Source organism: Promicromonospora sp. NPDC060271, from assembly GCF_042726755.1.
Classification (GTDB): Bacteria; Actinomycetota; Actinomycetes; order Actinomycetales; family Cellulomonadaceae; genus Promicromonospora.
Window position 1 is genome coordinate 1 of record NZ_JBHXBG010000140.1, and the last position, 13,990, is coordinate 13,990.

The window sequence follows — 13,990 nt, forward strand, 5'->3', positions numbered from 1 at the left end:
GTCCAGGACGGTACGACCCCGGCGCCGTGGTCTGCCGGCTGGTCAGGCGATCAGACGTCGCGCGGCGGCGGCGCGAACGAACCCGACGTACCGGGGGCACCGTCCGGCGCGGCGCCAGCAGTGGCGACGGGCTGGGCGACCGGCGTGGCCGCGGCTGCGGCGCCGGCGTCCGACAGGTTGTCGAGGGCACCTTCGACCCGCGAACGCATCGGGCCGATCAGCGCACCGCCGACACCGACGATCAGAATTCCCGCCACGGTAGCCAGGAATGCCACGAGCACAGGCATTGTCACGGTGGTGCCGATGCCGATCTGGTTCACCGCGGCGATAACACCGAGCGCGATGATGAAGAACGAGACGACCTTCGCGACCAGCGGGCCGTAGGAAACGCCGCCCATCGAGCCCTGAATGAGGTCCTTCACCGCATTCGCTATGGCACCGGCGATCACCACTATCACGATCGCGACGACCAGGCTCGGGAGCCAGGCGACTATGTCGTTCACGATCGCGCTCACCGGGTTGGTGGGCCCGAACGCGCTCAGCGCGAGCTGCAGCGTGATCAGCAGGATGAAGTAGTAGATGATCTTCGTGAGCAGCGAGATCGGCTCGATGCCCGAGCCGGCGAGAAGCCTGTTGGCCCCCGCCCTCTCCAGCACCCTGTTGAAGCCGATCCGCGTCAGGATCATCCCGACGAACCGGGCGACCGCCTTGGCGATGAAGTACCCGATGAGGAAAACGATCAGGAACACGAGCAGCTTCGGGATGAAGCTTGCGATCGCGCCGAGAGCGCTCGTGAGCGGCTCCAGCCAGTCGACCGCGCTCGGCACAACGAGTCCTGCATTCAGGAATGGCATGGTTCTCTCCCCCTTCGAGATCTTTCTCGTCACCTCGCGCACATCGCTGTGGTGCGCCTTAAAAAGGTGACAGCACTCCACGAACATATGCCGGAGAAGCGCATTCTGCGCGATGGGATTTACCGCCCCGGCGTGCATTTGACCGCGAAGTGGTACATATGCGGAGGCCGCACTGCCGAAGGCCGGCCCGCCGCGGCGGACCACATAGCCTGGCCGGATGGATGCCCTGCATGAGCGGACCGCCGTCGAGCTCCGCGACCTCCTCGCCTCAGGAGAGCTCACGCCCGCCGAGGTCACCGACCACTTCCTCGAGCGGGTGGAACGGCTGAACCCCAGCGTCGGGGCCTTCGCGACGGTCACCCCGAAGCTCGCCAGACAGCGGGCGGCAGCGCTCCAGCAGGACGGCGGACCGCGCCGTGACGGCTCCCCGGCGCCCGGCAGCCTGTGGGGGCTGCCCACCGGCGACAAGGACCTGTGGAACCGCGCCGGTGTGCCCACCGGGTTCGGGTCGCGCGCGTTCGCGAACCTGCCGCCGGCCCAGGAGAGCGACGAGATAGTCCAGGTCCTCGACGCCGCCGGCATCGTCAGCCTCGGCAAGACCGCCGCGCCAGAGCTCGGCTTCCCCGCCTACACCGAGCCGGTCGACGCCCCGCCCGCACGCACGCCGTGGGACCTGACCCGCGGCGCCGGCGGTTCCAGCGGCGGTGCGGCCGCTGCGGTGGCGGCGGGCATGCTGCCGTTCGCCCCCGGGTCCGACGGCGGCGGGTCGATCCGGATCCCGGCGGCGGCCTGCGGCGTCGTCGGGCTCAAGCCGACGCGAGGGCTCCTGCCGGCGGGCAGCGGCGTCGACTCGCTGGGCGGGCTGGTCGTGAACGGACCGATCGCGCGCACCGTCGCCGACACCGCCCTCCTGCTCGAGGCGATGCTCCCACGGCGGGCCGGGGGCGACGTCGCGCACCCGTACTCGCTGCGGGCGCCGTCGTACGAGGCGGGGAGCTACCTGGCGGCGGCCCGGCGCGCGGCGCTGCCCGCGCCGGGAACCGGCGGCCGCGGGCCGGGAGACAGCCGCGCACGCATCGGCGTGACCACCTCGTCGGCCTGGGACGGCTTCTACGACATCAGGGTGTCACCCGAGGCACGCGTCGCGCTTGAGGTCGGCGCGCGGGCGCTGTCCGGGCTCGGGCACGACGTGGAGGAGACCGCGCTGGCCGACGCCCCCGAGTACGCGCCGGCGTTCCGGACGCTGTGGATGGGCGGCGCCTCCGCGGTGCCGATCGACGACCCGGAGACGCTCGGCAGGCTGGAGCCGCTGACGCGGTGGCTGATCCGGTCGGGTCGCGAGGTGCCCGCGCGGCAGCTCGCCGAGGCGGTGCGCACGCTCACCGCCTTCGAGCGGTCCCTGGTGACGCAGGTCAGCGCGTACGACGCCGTGCTGACGCCCGCCCTCGCCCTCACGCCCCGGCCCATCGGCTGGTACGACGCCGAGGACCCCGAGCGGAACTTCGAGCAGCAGTGCCAGTACACGCCGTTCACGTCGATGCTCAACGTCGCGGGACTGCCGGCGATCACCGTGCCGACGCACTGGACCGAGGCCACCCCCGAGGCGCCGGCGGGCCTGCCGATGGGCGTGCAGATCGTCGGCAGGCCGGGCGGCGAGCTCACCCTGCTGGCGCTGGCGGCCCAGCTGGAGGCGGAGCTCCCCCGCCCGCGCACGTTCCCCCTCTGACGTGTCAGACGTGCAGGTCACTCGGGTGACCTGCCCGTCTGACACGTGCTACGCCTCGTCCGGGAGGCAGCCGAAGTTCTCGTCGAAGCCCAGGGCGGCGGTCGCCAGCAGGCCGGCGAGCCCTGAGCCCTCCGGGACGGGGCGCGGGTCGTCGGTCACGACCCAGAGCCCGTCGACGACGTCGTACCCGGCCTGCGGGCCCTCGGCCACCAGCCGGCCCACCGCCGAGATCAGGCGCTCGACCTCCTCGCCTGCGGTGCCGACGCCGACCGAGGCGCGCACCGCACCGGCGTCGAACCCGAGGCGGCCGAGCAGCGGGTGGGCGCAGAACCGGCCGTCGCGCACGCCGATCCCGTGCTCGGCGGACAGGTATGCCGCCACGAGGCCCGGGTCGTAGCCCGCCACGGTGAACGTCACCACGCCCACCGGGTCGACGGCGTCTGCCCACACGCGCACGACCTCGACGCGGTCGATCGCCTCGAGCCCCGACACGAGCCGACGGCGGAGCGCGTTCTCGTGCGCCGCGACGTCGGCGGGAGCGAGCGCGGCGAGCTCCTCGCACGCCGCTGCCAGCGCCACCGCACCGATGACGTTGGGGGATCCGGCCTCGTGCCTGGCGGGGCCCTCGTGCCATTCGGTGCCTGCCACCCGCACGCGCCGCACGGCGCCGCCGCCCGCGAGATACGGCGTGCCTGCGTCGAGCCAGTCGCGGCGGCCCACCAGCGCGCCCGCGCCGAACGGGGCGTAGGTCTTGTGCCCGGAGAAGGCGAGGTAGTCGACGCCGGTGGTCTCCAGGGAGATGCGGCGGTGGGGTACGAGCTGGGCGCCGTCGAGCACCACGCGGGCGCCGTACTCGTGAGCGATCGCGACGATCTTGTCGACCGGGAGCGACTCCCCCGTCACGTTGGAGGCGCCGGTGAGGGCGAGGAGGGCGAACGGGCGTCCCGCGGCGGCGGCGTCGGACAGCTCCTCGCGGATCTGGTCGAGCGTCTCGGCGACCGTCGCGCCACCGGTCACCACGGTCGCGTCGGTACCGCGCTGCCAGGGCAGCAGGTTCGCGTGGTGCTCGACGTCGAGCACGAGCACCCGGCCCGGCGCGCCGTCGGCCTGCGCGGGGATGCAGCCGGCCAGCAGGTTGAGGGAGTCGGTCGTGTTCCGCGTGATGATCGTCAGGTCGTCCTCGCGGGCGCCGACGAACGCACCGATGGTGCGGCGGGCGGTCTCGTAGAGCGCTGTGCTCACCTGGGAGAGGTACCCGGCGCCGCGGTGCACGCTGGCGTACAGGGGCAGCACCTGGGTGACGCGGTCGGCCACGGCCTGCAGGGCCGGCGCCGACGCGGCGACGTCGAGGTTCGCGTACGGGACCCGGCTGCCGTCCACCAGCGGGACGAGCGTCTCGCCGCCGACGACGGGCCGCAGCGGGGCGACGTCGGCGACCGCGCCGTCACGGGTGAGGGTGGTTGCAGACATGACGTCCTCCAGCACAGTCCTGGGGGAGGTTCCCCCGCGCTTGCCACGCGCGGCTGCACGCGGCCAGGTCGTCACCCGGGGCACCCCACCGCGGTAGGAGGGTTGCCGACCAGCGAGCCGGGGCTTGACGCTGGCACTCATGACCTGACGTCATCCTGTGCTGCGGCAAAATTCCTGTCAACGCTCGTCTCAGATACTGGTCTCACGATCCGGTCGCTCCGGCTGTGAGATGAGCGCGGCGATCCGGTCGGCGTCGGCCCGGTACATCGCGGAGTGCTCACGCACCTCGGCCGGCCACGCCGGCACCGGCCAGCCGGGGACGTCGCCGGTCAGCTCCCGGTCGTCCCTGGCTTCATCCACAGGGCTATCCACAGCTTCCACAGGCTTGTCCACAGTGCCATCCACACCGCGACCCTAGCCCCGACCAGAGTGCGAGACAGCATCCCACCTACCGGACGTCGTGTCGTAGGATCAAAGCGACCATCCCGAGCGGCCGAGTGACGTGGCACGACGACGCCGCAGCAACCCAGCGTTCCCGCCCTGTCATACCGGCCTGGCGAGAACGGACGAGGGTGCTACCGCCACGACCGATGGAGGAGCACATGAGCGTCCCCGCGCACAGCGAAGCCCGCCCCGCCGACGGCTACGCCGGCGACCTCACGCCCCAGCAGGCCTGGGACCTGCTCGCCGCGGACCCGGCCGCCACCCTCGTGGACGTCCGCACCGAGGGCGAGTGGCGCGCTATCGGCATCCCCGACACCGCCTCGCTCGAGAAGCAGCCGGTGTTCAGCGAGTGGGTGCGGGCCGGCGGCCGCCCCAACCAGCAGTTCCTGGAGGAGCTCAAGGCCGCGGGCGTGACGGACGGTCCGGTCGTGTTCCTGTGCCGCTCCGGCCAGCGTTCGATCGGCGCGGCACGGCTCGCCACGGCGGCAGGCATCGCGCCGTCGTACAACGTGCTGGAGGGCTTCGAGGGTGCGCCCGGCGCCGACGGCGTCCGCGACCAGCAGGGCTGGAAGGTCGCCGGGCTGCCCTGGACGGAGGGCGCTCAGTGACGGTCACCGGAGCCTTCCCGCCCGACGCGACCCCCGGCGGGTCCGGCCGCAAGCCGCTCCCCCGGCACGTCCGACCCGCGACGCTCGCCGTCCGCGGCGGTCACCAGCGGACCGAGTTCCAGGAGACGGGCGAGGCGCTGTTCCTCACCCAGGGCTACGTCTACGACTCGGCGGCCGAGGCGGAGGCCGCCTTCGCCGGCGACCTCGACCGGTTCGTCTACTCGCGCTACGGCAACCCGACGGTCCACACGTTCGAGGAGCGTCTGCGCCTGCTGGAGGGCGCTGAGGCCTGCTACGCGACGGCGACCGGGATGTCAGCGGTCTTCACGTCGCTCGCCGCGCTCGTGCAGTCCGGATCGCGGATCGTCGCGGCCCGGGCCCTGTTCGGGTCCAGCGTCGTGATCTTCGAGGAGGTCTTCAAGAAGTGGGGCGTGCGCACCGACTACGTGGACGGGCACGTGCTCGCCCAGTGGGAGGAGGCGCTCTCGACGCCCGCCGACGTCGTGTTCTTCGAGACGCCCTCCAACCCGATGCAGGACATCGTGGACGTGCGCGCCGTCGCCGACCTCGCGCACGCCGCCGGGGCGACCGTCGTGCTCGACAACGTGTTCGCCACCCCGCTGCTGCAGCGGCCGCTGGAGCTGGGCGCCGACGTCGTCGTCTACTCCGCGACCAAGCACATCGACGGGCAGGGGCGTGTGCTGGGCGGCGCCATCCTCGGCACCACCGAGTACGTGACCGGGCCCGTGCAGACGTTCATCCGCAACACCGGGCCGTCGCTCTCACCCTTCAACGCGTGGACGCTGATCAAGGGGCTGGAGACGCTGCCGGTGCGGCTCGCGGCACAGGGCGCGAGCGCGCTCGCCGTCGCGCGGGCCCTGGAGGAGCTGCCAGGGGTGGGCACCGTGCGCTACCCGTTCCTCGACTCCCACCCGCAGGCCGAGCTCGCTCGCGCGCAGATGAGCGGGGGCGGCACCGTGGTCACGTTCGACCTCGCGGTGCCGGAGGGCACGGACGCCGAGACCGCGAAGAAGCGGACCTTCGGGTTCCTCGACGCGCTCCAGGTGATCGACATCTCGAACAACCTCGGGGACGCGAAGTCGCTCGTCACGCATCCCGCGACCACCACGCACCGCAAGCTCGGTGCGGTGGGGCGCGCCGCCGTTGGCATCGCGGAGACGACCGTGCGACTGTCGGTAGGCCTGGAGGACACGCTCGATCTGATCGAGGATCTGGAGCAGGCGTTGGCTGTTTCGCGCTGAGTTTTTCTGGTTCCGTCCGGGGTGGGGGAAGGAGAGGTGCGGCCGGCCGTCAAGCCGTAGCCGAGGGCCCCTGGGGCCCGTGAGCGAGGCCGGCCGCACCTCTCCTTCCCCCACCCCTCGTAGGTCAGGTCGGGTCAGTCTTCGCTTGCCTCTTTCAAGAGGCGGAGGGCTTGGGCCTTCTTGCCCTCCAGCTCGGCCACGTCGGCCTTGGCTATCGCCTGTGCGGCCTGCGGCGGGACGCCGTCGGCCTCGTCCAGGACCTCGTCCTGGAGGTCCAGGCGGTGCTCGTCGAGGTGTGAGAGGTGCCAGTTGGGGCCGCCTGTGGACAGGCCCCAGCCGAACGGGAACAGCGGGTCGTAGTCCTCGTCGCCCACGTTCACGACCGGGTCATCGGCCGACCTAGGCCACGAGAGCGGGAGGCGGCCCGTGAAGCGGCGTTCGCCGAACAGCACGTCCGCTACGCCGTCACCCTCTGTGCCCGGGAGCCACGAGGCGACCAGGGCGTCGATCGAACCGAGCTGTTCGGTGATCACCTGCGGCCTGCCCGACACGATCAGGACCACGCAGGTCTCGATCTCGGCGCAGACCTTCTCGACGATCTCTGCGTCGCCGGGCTGGAGGGACATGGACTTCTCCTCGCGCGGGACGCCTGCGTCGGCCGGGTCCCAGGCCCACTCGGGGCCGCCGACGTCGCCGAAGCCCTCCGCGTACGGCGTCTCGCCCACGACGACGACGCCGACGTCGGCCCCGTCGGTCGGCGCGGAGGCGTCCTCGCTGAAGGTGACGTCGTCGGCCGCTGCCGCGATGCCCTCCAGGATCGTGGTGCCCTCGGTGACGTCCCCCGAGAAGCCCTGCCAGGTGCCGGTCCAGCCGCCCGCCTGGTTGCCGAGGTCGTCCGCGTTGCGCCCGGCCACGTAGATGCTGTCGTCGTCGTCCAGCGGCAGCGCGCGGCGGCTGTTCTTGAGCAGGACCTGGGAATCCGCCACGGCCTTGCGGGCGATCGCCCGGTGCTCGGCGGAGCCGATGTCGTCGGCGTGGGACCGGTCGGCGAACGGTTCCTCGAACAGGCCCAGCTCGAACTTGGCGGTGAGGATCCGGGACACGGCGTCGTCGATGCGCTCCGGCGTCACGGCGCCGTCCTGCACCGCCGCGACCAGCCGCGTGTGGAACCGCTCGAACTGCGACGGCTCCATGAACATGTCGACGCCCGCGTTCACGCTGGTGACGATCTGGTCGGTGGTGGGAGAGTCGGCCGCGAGCGGCGGGATCTGGTGGATGCCCTGGTAGTCGCTGATGACGAACCCGTCGAAGCCGTGGTCCCGCTTGAGCCACCCGTTGATCAGCTCGTCGTGGGCATGCATCTTCACGGGGTTGCCGAGGCCGTCGTCGGTCCAGTCCATGCTGGAGTAGCTGGGCATGACGGAGCCCACGCCGGCCACGATCGCCGTGGCGTACGGCGGCAGGTCCACGGACTCGACCTGCCTGCGGCTCCGCTCGGTGATGCCCTGGTCCACGGTGTACTCGCCCTCGCCGGTGCCGTACGTGGTGTCGCCGTCGGCCACGAAGTGCTTGGCCGTCGCGAGGACCGACCGGCTGCTGTCCAGGTGCGTCCCCTGGAACCCGAGCACCGCGGCCGCGCCGAGCACGCTCGCCAGCGCCGGATGCTCACCGAACGACTCGTAGGTCCGGCCCCAGCGGTCGTCGCGCACGACGCACAGGCAGGGCGCGAACGTCCACGGGATGCCCGTCGCCCGCGTCTCCGTCGCGACCATGCGCTCGGCCCTGGCGACGAGCAGCGGGTCGCGCGTGGCGCCGAGCCCGATGTTGTGGGGCAGGATCGTCGCGCCGGCCAGGTTGCCGTGCCCGTGCACCGAGTCGACGCCGTAGACCAGCGGGATCTGCAGGCGGGTGGCGAGCGCACGCTCCTGGAAGCCGTCGATCGCGTCGGCCCAGCCCTCCGGTGTGTTGTCGGCGGGCGTCGAGCCACCGCCGCTGAGGATCGAGCCGAGGCCGAGCTCCGTGATGACCGCGGGGGAGCCGGCCACGTTGCCGCGCTCCGCCTGCGTCATCTGCCCGACCTTCTCCTTGAGCGTCATCCGGCTCACGAGGTCGGCGACGCGTTCCTCGACGGGCAGGCGCTCGTCCAGGTAGGGCAGGTCGTGCGCCCGGACGACGACGGTGGCGTCGGTAGTGACCTCCGCGTCGCGAGATGCCAGCGCCACGGGGACGGTCTCCGCCGTCTCGCCCGCCTCCGACTCCCTGGTCCGGATGGTGATCGTGCGTTCGGTGCCCGACGGCGTACCCGCCGCGAACTCCACGGTGCCCGAACCCGCCTCGTAGTCCACGTCGGCGGTCGCGGTGCCGGAACCCGTGCGCCAGTCGACGGTGACCGGCTCGTCGAGGACGTCGCCGTCCGCCCGGACGGTGACCGTGACAGTCGCGGTGTCGCCGTCCTCCACGAAGGCGACCGGTCCCGCGCTCACGACCACCTCGGCGTTCGCAGCGGCGGGGGCGGCGGTCGGCACGAGGATGCTCGCAGCGAGTGCCGCGGTGGCAAGAACGGCTGGAACTCTGCGGGGGCGGAGGGTCTGCGCCATGCCGGGAAGGGCGGACATCCTGGGGGTTCCTCTCGACATTGGGAGGTGATTTACCGATCACACACCGCAGTGCGCCCCGGCACAAGCCCTGTTGACCTGGACAAGGCGATCCGATGAGTCTCCGTTGCGTCCTGGTGCCGAGCGGACTAAGGTGGACTTGGTCCAGTTAGTCCATGCAGGAGGGCATCATGCTCACAGTCAACGTTCATGACGCGAAGACCCATCTCTCCCGCCTGCTCGCGGACATCGAGAAGGGCGAGACGGTGACCATCGCGCGCGCGGGAGTCCCCGTGGCGACCCTGAGCCCGGTGCACCAGGGGGGCTCAGATGCACGAGTAGCCCGCCGCTTCGGAGCCCTCAAGGGTCACGTGCAGGTGCCAGAGGACTTCGACACGATGGGCTCCGAGGAGATCCGCTCTATGTTCGAGGGAGCCTGATGCTCGCCTTCTTCGACACCCACCTGTTGATCTGGGCGCTCCTGGACGACCAGGAGCGGCTCCCCCAGGGTGCGCGCGACCTGTTGGTGGACCCCTCGACCGAACCCCTGTTCAGCCCGGCAAGCATCTGGGAGGTAGCGATCAAGTCCTCTCTCGGGAGGGTGGACTTCACCCTCGACCCGCACCTCATGCGCAAGCACCTGCTGGACAGTGGGTACGGCGAGATGCCGATCGACGGCGCCCACACGGCTGCTGTCGCCGGGCTCCCGCCGATCCACAACGACCCGTTCGACCGGCTCCTCGTCGCGCAGGCGACCCACGAAGGCATCCTCCTCGTCACCCACGACGAGACGGTCTCGAGGTACCCAGGGCCCGTGCGACTGGTCTGAGCACATGACTCCGGTGACACCTTCGGTCTCGGTGCTGCGCGCCGACAACCCCGGCCCGATGACTCTCGACGGCACCCGGTCGTACGTGCTGCGTGCGCCCGGCTCGTCGAGCTGTGTGGTCGTGGACCCCGGCCCGCTGCTGGAACCGCACCTGGCCGCACTGGCCGCGGCCGGCCCGGTGGAGCTGACGCTCGTGACCCACCGCCATCCGGACCACACGGGCGGACTGGCCAGGTTCCGGGAGCTGACCGGGGCACCCTCGCGGGGCGGGCTGCCCGAGTTCAGCGTGGACGGCGCCGGCGGTACGGCCGTCGAGCCGCTGTCCGACGGCGAGGTGCTCACCGTCGCGGGCCTGCGCATCGAGGTGCTGGCGACGCCTGGGCACACCGCCGACTCGATGTGCTTCGTGGTGTCTGACAGATCCTCGTCCGTGGTGCTCACCGGCGACACTGTGCTGGGGCAGGGGACCACCGTGCTGGCCGAGCCGGACGGCTCGCTGCGCGACTACCTGCGCACGCTGGACCGGCTGAGCGCGCTGGACCTGCCGGGGCCGGTCCTCGGCCTGCCAGGGCACGGGCCGGTGATCCAGGACCTCGGCTCGGCGGTGCGCGCGTACCGTTCGCACCGCCTGGAGCGGCTGGACCAGGTGCGTGCGGCGCTCACGGGCCTCGGGGCGGAGCTGCCCGGCGCCGGGTCACCGCTCCCGGACACGCTTCTGGACGCCGTGACCGGCGCCGTCTACGCCGACGTCGACCCGTCCGTGCTCATCGCGGCCCGCTCGTCGGTGCGGGCGCAGCTCGAGTACCTGCGGCACGTGTAGCTGCTTCCTCGGAGACCACAGGTCTGCGGGGTCTGTTGCTCTGCGTGGACAAGATCTACGCAGAGCAACGGACCCCGCATTCGTCAGAGGGCCTTGCCGAGGAAGAGGAGCAGCGGGTCGTCCGGGGCGTCGTGCGGCGGGAACGGCAGGACCGGCCGGTAGCCGAGCCCCACGTAGAGGCGCAACGCCTCCGGCTGCCGGACGCCCGTCACGAGGTACAGCGCTCGACCGCCCCGGCGTCGGGCACTCTCCTCGATCTGCCGGACCAGGGCCTTCGCGACCCCTGCCCGCCTGGCGGCCGGGTCGACGAACACGCTCCGCATCTCGAAGCCGCTCGGGTCCTCGGCGCCGAGACCGACGGCCGAACGCGTTAGCCCCGCATAACCGGTCAGCGGGTCCGTCGTGAGATGTGCCGGCCCCACCTGCGCCGCCGCGAGCGTCGCGCAGCCAACGGGCTGCCCGTCGAGCGTGGCCAGGAAGGTCGCCCGCGCGTCGTGCCCTCGCTCGGCGTCGAAGACGTCGTACCCGCCGCGCGCCTCGACGCCGCGCACGAGCTCGGGGTAGCGCTCCTCGTGAAAGGCCCACATGCCGCGGCGCAGCGCGGCAGCGGCGGGGTCGTCCCATGGCACCTCACGGAGCTCCGGGGCCTCGACGGGCTCGACCGCCGACGCGGCCTCGACCGCCGCGGGCTCGACGGGCGCGGGCGGGGAATCCGGCACCAGCCACTTGCCGAAGCACCGTGAGTCGGGCTCGTCCGCGAACACACCGAACGGCTCGACCGGGTCGTAGCCCAGCCGCAGGTACAGCCCCAGCGACTCGGGCTGCATGAGCCCGCTCTCCAGGATCAGGTGCCGCACGCCCGCGGCCCGGGCCGCGTCCTCCGCAGCGTTCATCAGGGTGCGGGACAGCCCGCGACCGCGGAAGCCCGGCGCCACGTACACCCGCTTGACCTCGGCGGTCCCGTCGGGGTGCAGGCCACCCTGGTGGTCGTCGCGGCCCGACAGGTCGCGCATCGCGGCATGCCCGGCAGGCTCGCCGTCGACGCGCAGCAGCAGAGTCGCGAACACGATCGAGGGATCCACCTGGTCGCGCGGGTCCGGCCCGGACGCCACCGGAGGCGTGCCGGGCTGCGCATACCGGACGTCGATCTCACGCTGCTGCTCGGCGCGCAGCCGGACGGCTTCGACGTGGTCCCAGCCGACGTTCTCGATGCTGATCCCCGCGAGAACCTCAGCGGCCATGCACGCCTGCCCGGACCGGGCCGACGGTCACGCGTGGACCAGCGAGGACAGCACCGACGTGAAGAACGTCAGCCCGTCGACGCCGGCGCGCGGCCCCTCGGCGGACGCCGGACCGAAGCCGGCCTCGACCGCGTGCTCGGGGTGGGGCATGAGCCCCACCACGTTGCCACGGTCGTTGGTGATGCCAGCGATGTCGCGGCGGGAGCCGTTCGGGTTCCAGCCGTCGTAGCGGAACACGACGCGGCCCTCACCCTCGAGCTCGTCGAGCGTGCGCTCGTCCGCGACGAACTGGCCGTCCTGGTTCTTCAGCGGGATCTTGATCTGCTGCCCGCGGCGGAACTCGTTGGTCCACGCCGTGCGCGCGTTCTCGACGATCAGCGACTGCTCCCGGCACACGAAGTGCAGGTGGTCGTTCTTGACCATCGAGCCGGGCAGCAGGTGCGCCTCGGTCAGGACCTGGAAGCCGTTGCAGATACCGAGCACCGGCATGCCGCCGTTGGCGGCGTCGACCACCGCGGCCATCGCCGGGGCGAACCGGCTGATCGCACCGGCACGCAGGTAGTCGCCGTAGGAGAAGCCGCCTGGCAGCACCACGGCGTCGACGTCCTGCAGCGACGCGTCCGCGTGCCACAGGGGCACCGCCTCGGCACCGGCCAGGCGGATGGCGCGCGCCGCGTCACGGTCGTCGAGCGTGCCGGGGAACGTGATGACGCCGATGCGGGCGTCCTCGATCCCGGGCATCGGCGTGGCGGCCGACGTCGGCTCGGTCGCCGACATCAGGCGCTCACCGGCGCGCCGCTCGCCTCACCGGCGACGGCGGCGTCCTGAGTGGCGTCGGTGACGGAGACCACGTCCTCGATCACCGGGTTGGACAGCAGGGTGGCCGCTGCTTCCTGAGCGGCCGCGAGGATCTCCGGCGTCACCTCACCGTCCACCTCGAGCTCGAACCGCTTGCCCTGACGCACACCGGAGAACTGGGTGAAGCCGAGGCGCGGCAGCGCTCCGACCACAGCCTTGCCCTGGGGGTCCAGGATCTCGGGCTTGGGCATGACCTCGACGACAACGCGTCCCACGAAAGCTCCTAGCTGACTGGCGAAAGGCGATGGGGATTCCGGGGAGAGTCTACTTGTGCGCCAGGGCGCCCCGCTGCCCGGGGGCAGTGACCTGCGCCGCGCGGCCGCCCTCGGGCAGCGCCGGACGACGGCGCCGTAGGCGCGGCGCCGTCAGACCGTCAGGTACTGGTCCGCCCAGGCGCTGATGATGCGGGCCGCGCGCTTGGCCTGACCCGGCGCGGTGAGCAGGTGGTCCGCGCCCTCCAGCGACACGAACGACCGCGGGTGCCGCGCCTCCCGGAAGATCTCCCCGGCGTTCGAGATGTCAACGGTGCTGTCCGTCGGGGAGTGCATGACCAGCAGGGGCGAGCCCATCTCGCGGATCTTCGAGCGCAGCTCGGCCCGCCGGACGTCCTCCACGAAGTGCCGCTTGAGCGTGAGCGCACGCCCGCCCACCATCCACTGGGCGTGCCCCTCGTCGAAGACACGGCCCAGGACGGCGTCGTAGTTGTGCTCGGCGTGCCGCGGCTGGACCGGTGCGCCGATCGTCGCGACCGCCTGCACGCCCGGGACCTCCCCGGCGGCCGCGATCACGGCCGCGCCGCCGAACGAGTGCCCCACCAGGAGGTGGACCGGCCGCCCCTGGTCGGCCATGAAGCGACACGCCTGCACGGTGTCGGCGACCTTGTGCGTGAACGAGCCGTCACCCCAGTCGCCCTCGGAGTCACCGAGGCCCAGGTTGTCGAACCGGAGCATCCCGATGCCCTCGACCGCGAGCTGCTTGCAGATCCGGGCGGCGGCCGGCGAGTCCTTGCCCAGCGTGAACCCGTGGGAGAACACTCCCCAGCCGCGCACCTCGCCCTCGGGCAGATCGACGATGCCCGCGAGGCGCGGCCCCGTGGTGCTCTCGAACGTGACGCGCTCAGCCACGACAACTCCCCTGTCGACAGGCGGCGATATTAACGCCGCCCGAGTTTCGTGGGGATGACGCCGACACGCAGCGAGACGGTCTCGGCAGGCTCGACCGGCGCACGTGTCAGACGCGTGCGCACGTGTCAGACCCCCAGGTCACCCGAGTGACCTGGGGGTC

General features: G+C 71.9%; 14 protein-coding genes and 1 riboswitch. Of the genes, 6 read left to right on the forward strand and 8 right to left on the reverse strand.

Annotated elements, in window-relative coordinates:
• Positions 1-50 precede the first annotated feature (50 nt).
• On the reverse strand, positions 51-887 hold the full coding sequence (locus tag ACFWE2_RS19185; protein ID WP_377225810.1) for a hypothetical protein: 837 nt from the start codon (positions 885-887) through the stop codon (positions 51-53).
• 184 nt (positions 888-1,071) lie between these two features.
• Between ACFWE2_RS19185 and ACFWE2_RS19190 the strand changes: the two genes are divergently transcribed.
• Positions 1,072-2,580 (forward strand): amidase, encoded by a 1,509-nt coding sequence (locus tag ACFWE2_RS19190; protein WP_377225811.1) that lies wholly within the window; start codon positions 1,072-1,074, stop codon positions 2,578-2,580.
• 48 nt (positions 2,581-2,628) lie between these two features.
• Here ACFWE2_RS19190 and ACFWE2_RS19195 read toward each other — a convergent pair whose 3' ends face one another.
• Together ACFWE2_RS19195 and ACFWE2_RS19200 are read right to left on the reverse strand one after the other, a co-directional pair.
• Positions 2,629-4,050 carry an aminotransferase class V-fold PLP-dependent enzyme gene (locus ACFWE2_RS19195; protein WP_377225812.1) on the reverse strand — a complete coding sequence of 474 codons (1,422 nt, stop codon included), beginning with the start codon at positions 4,048-4,050 and terminating at the stop codon, positions 2,629-2,631.
• A gap of 31 nt (positions 4,051-4,081) precedes the next feature.
• A riboswitch (SAM riboswitch) is annotated at positions 4,082-4,195 on the reverse strand.
• 44 nt (positions 4,196-4,239) lie between these two features.
• The gene (locus ACFWE2_RS19200; RefSeq protein WP_377225813.1) at positions 4,240-4,410 is read right to left on the reverse strand and encodes a hypothetical protein; all 171 of its coding nucleotides are present in this window, start codon (positions 4,408-4,410) and stop codon (positions 4,240-4,242) included.
• A 242-nt stretch (positions 4,411-4,652) separates the two neighbouring features.
• Here ACFWE2_RS19200 and ACFWE2_RS19205 point away from each other — a divergent pair, with 242 nt between their 5' ends.
• Both ACFWE2_RS19205 and ACFWE2_RS19210 read left to right on the forward strand, forming a co-directional pair.
• The gene (locus tag ACFWE2_RS19205) at positions 4,653-5,102 is read left to right on the forward strand and encodes a rhodanese-like domain-containing protein (protein WP_377225814.1); all 450 of its coding nucleotides are present in this window, start codon (positions 4,653-4,655) and stop codon (positions 5,100-5,102) included.
• Complete coding sequence (locus ACFWE2_RS19210) at positions 5,099-6,364, forward strand: O-succinylhomoserine sulfhydrylase (RefSeq protein WP_377225815.1); 1,266 nt, start codon at positions 5,099-5,101, stop codon at positions 6,362-6,364. The genes ACFWE2_RS19205 and ACFWE2_RS19210 overlap by 4 nt, the downstream gene beginning before the upstream one ends.
• A 134-nt stretch (positions 6,365-6,498) precedes the next feature.
• Here the strand turns inward: ACFWE2_RS19210 and ACFWE2_RS19215 are convergent, their stop codons facing one another.
• Positions 6,499-8,979, reverse strand: a complete 2,481-nt coding sequence (locus ACFWE2_RS19215) for a glycoside hydrolase family 3 N-terminal domain-containing protein (protein ID WP_377225816.1) — start codon at positions 8,977-8,979, stop codon at positions 6,499-6,501.
• A gap of 170 nt (positions 8,980-9,149) precedes the next feature.
• Here ACFWE2_RS19215 and ACFWE2_RS19220 point away from each other — a divergent pair, with 170 nt between their 5' ends.
• Genes ACFWE2_RS19220 through ACFWE2_RS19230 form a run of 3 tightly spaced genes read left to right on the forward strand, consistent with a single transcriptional unit; the run spans position 9,150 to position 10,607 of the window.
• Positions 9,150-9,398 carry a type II toxin-antitoxin system Phd/YefM family antitoxin gene (locus ACFWE2_RS19220; protein WP_377225817.1) on the forward strand — a complete coding sequence of 83 codons (249 nt, stop codon included), beginning with the start codon at positions 9,150-9,152 and terminating at the stop codon, positions 9,396-9,398.
• Entirely contained in the window at positions 9,398-9,787 is a 390-nt protein-coding gene (locus tag ACFWE2_RS19225; protein WP_377225818.1) for a type II toxin-antitoxin system VapC family toxin, read from the forward strand. Before ACFWE2_RS19220 ends, ACFWE2_RS19225 begins: the two co-directional genes overlap by 1 nt.
• Before the next feature lie 4 nt (positions 9,788-9,791).
• The gene (locus tag ACFWE2_RS19230) at positions 9,792-10,607 is read left to right on the forward strand and encodes an MBL fold metallo-hydrolase (RefSeq protein WP_377225819.1); all 816 of its coding nucleotides are present in this window, start codon (positions 9,792-9,794) and stop codon (positions 10,605-10,607) included.
• 83 nt (positions 10,608-10,690) lie between these two features.
• Here ACFWE2_RS19230 and ACFWE2_RS19235 read toward each other — a convergent pair whose 3' ends face one another.
• From ACFWE2_RS19235 to ACFWE2_RS19250, 4 genes are all read right to left on the reverse strand, one after another.
• The gene (locus ACFWE2_RS19235; RefSeq protein ID WP_377225820.1) at positions 10,691-11,848 is read right to left on the reverse strand and encodes a GNAT family N-acetyltransferase; all 1,158 of its coding nucleotides are present in this window, start codon (positions 11,846-11,848) and stop codon (positions 10,691-10,693) included.
• Between the two features lie 27 nt (positions 11,849-11,875).
• Complete coding sequence (purQ, locus tag ACFWE2_RS19240; protein WP_377225821.1) at positions 11,876-12,625, reverse strand: phosphoribosylformylglycinamidine synthase subunit PurQ; 750 nt, start codon at positions 12,623-12,625, stop codon at positions 11,876-11,878.
• A complete protein-coding gene (purS, locus tag ACFWE2_RS19245; RefSeq protein ID WP_377225822.1) occupies positions 12,625-12,921 on the reverse strand; it encodes a phosphoribosylformylglycinamidine synthase subunit PurS in 297 nt (98 codons plus the stop codon). Before purS ends, purQ begins: the two co-directional genes overlap by 1 nt.
• 150 nt (positions 12,922-13,071) lie before the next feature.
• Entirely contained in the window at positions 13,072-13,830 is a 759-nt protein-coding gene (locus ACFWE2_RS19250; RefSeq protein ID WP_377225823.1) for an alpha/beta hydrolase family protein, read from the reverse strand.
• Positions 13,831-13,990 lie beyond the last annotated feature (160 nt).

Excerpts from the sequence above, each read along its gene's own strand:
- ACFWE2_RS19220 (WP_377225817.1), top strand. The coding sequence starts at position 9,150 with ATGCTCACAGTCAACGTTCATGACGCGAAGACCCATCTCTCCCGCCTG.
- ACFWE2_RS19190 (WP_377225811.1), top strand. The coding sequence starts at position 1,072 with ATGGATGCCCTGCATGAGCGGACCGCCGTCGAGCTCCGCGACCTCCTC.
- purQ (WP_377225821.1), bottom strand. The coding sequence starts at position 12,625 with ATGTCGGCGACCGAGCCGACGTCGGCCGCCACGCCGATGCCCGGGATC.
- ACFWE2_RS19225 (WP_377225818.1), top strand. The coding sequence starts at position 9,398 with ATGCTCGCCTTCTTCGACACCCACCTGTTGATCTGGGCGCTCCTGGAC.
- ACFWE2_RS19235 (WP_377225820.1), bottom strand. The coding sequence starts at position 11,848 with ATGGCCGCTGAGGTTCTCGCGGGGATCAGCATCGAGAACGTCGGCTGG.
- ACFWE2_RS19230 (WP_377225819.1), top strand. The coding sequence starts at position 9,792 with ATGACTCCGGTGACACCTTCGGTCTCGGTGCTGCGCGCCGACAACCCC.
- ACFWE2_RS19205 (WP_377225814.1), top strand. The coding sequence starts at position 4,653 with ATGAGCGTCCCCGCGCACAGCGAAGCCCGCCCCGCCGACGGCTACGCC.
- ACFWE2_RS19195 (WP_377225812.1), bottom strand. The coding sequence starts at position 4,050 with ATGTCTGCAACCACCCTCACCCGTGACGGCGCGGTCGCCGACGTCGCC.
- ACFWE2_RS19215 (WP_377225816.1), bottom strand. The coding sequence starts at position 8,979 with ATGTCCGCCCTTCCCGGCATGGCGCAGACCCTCCGCCCCCGCAGAGTT.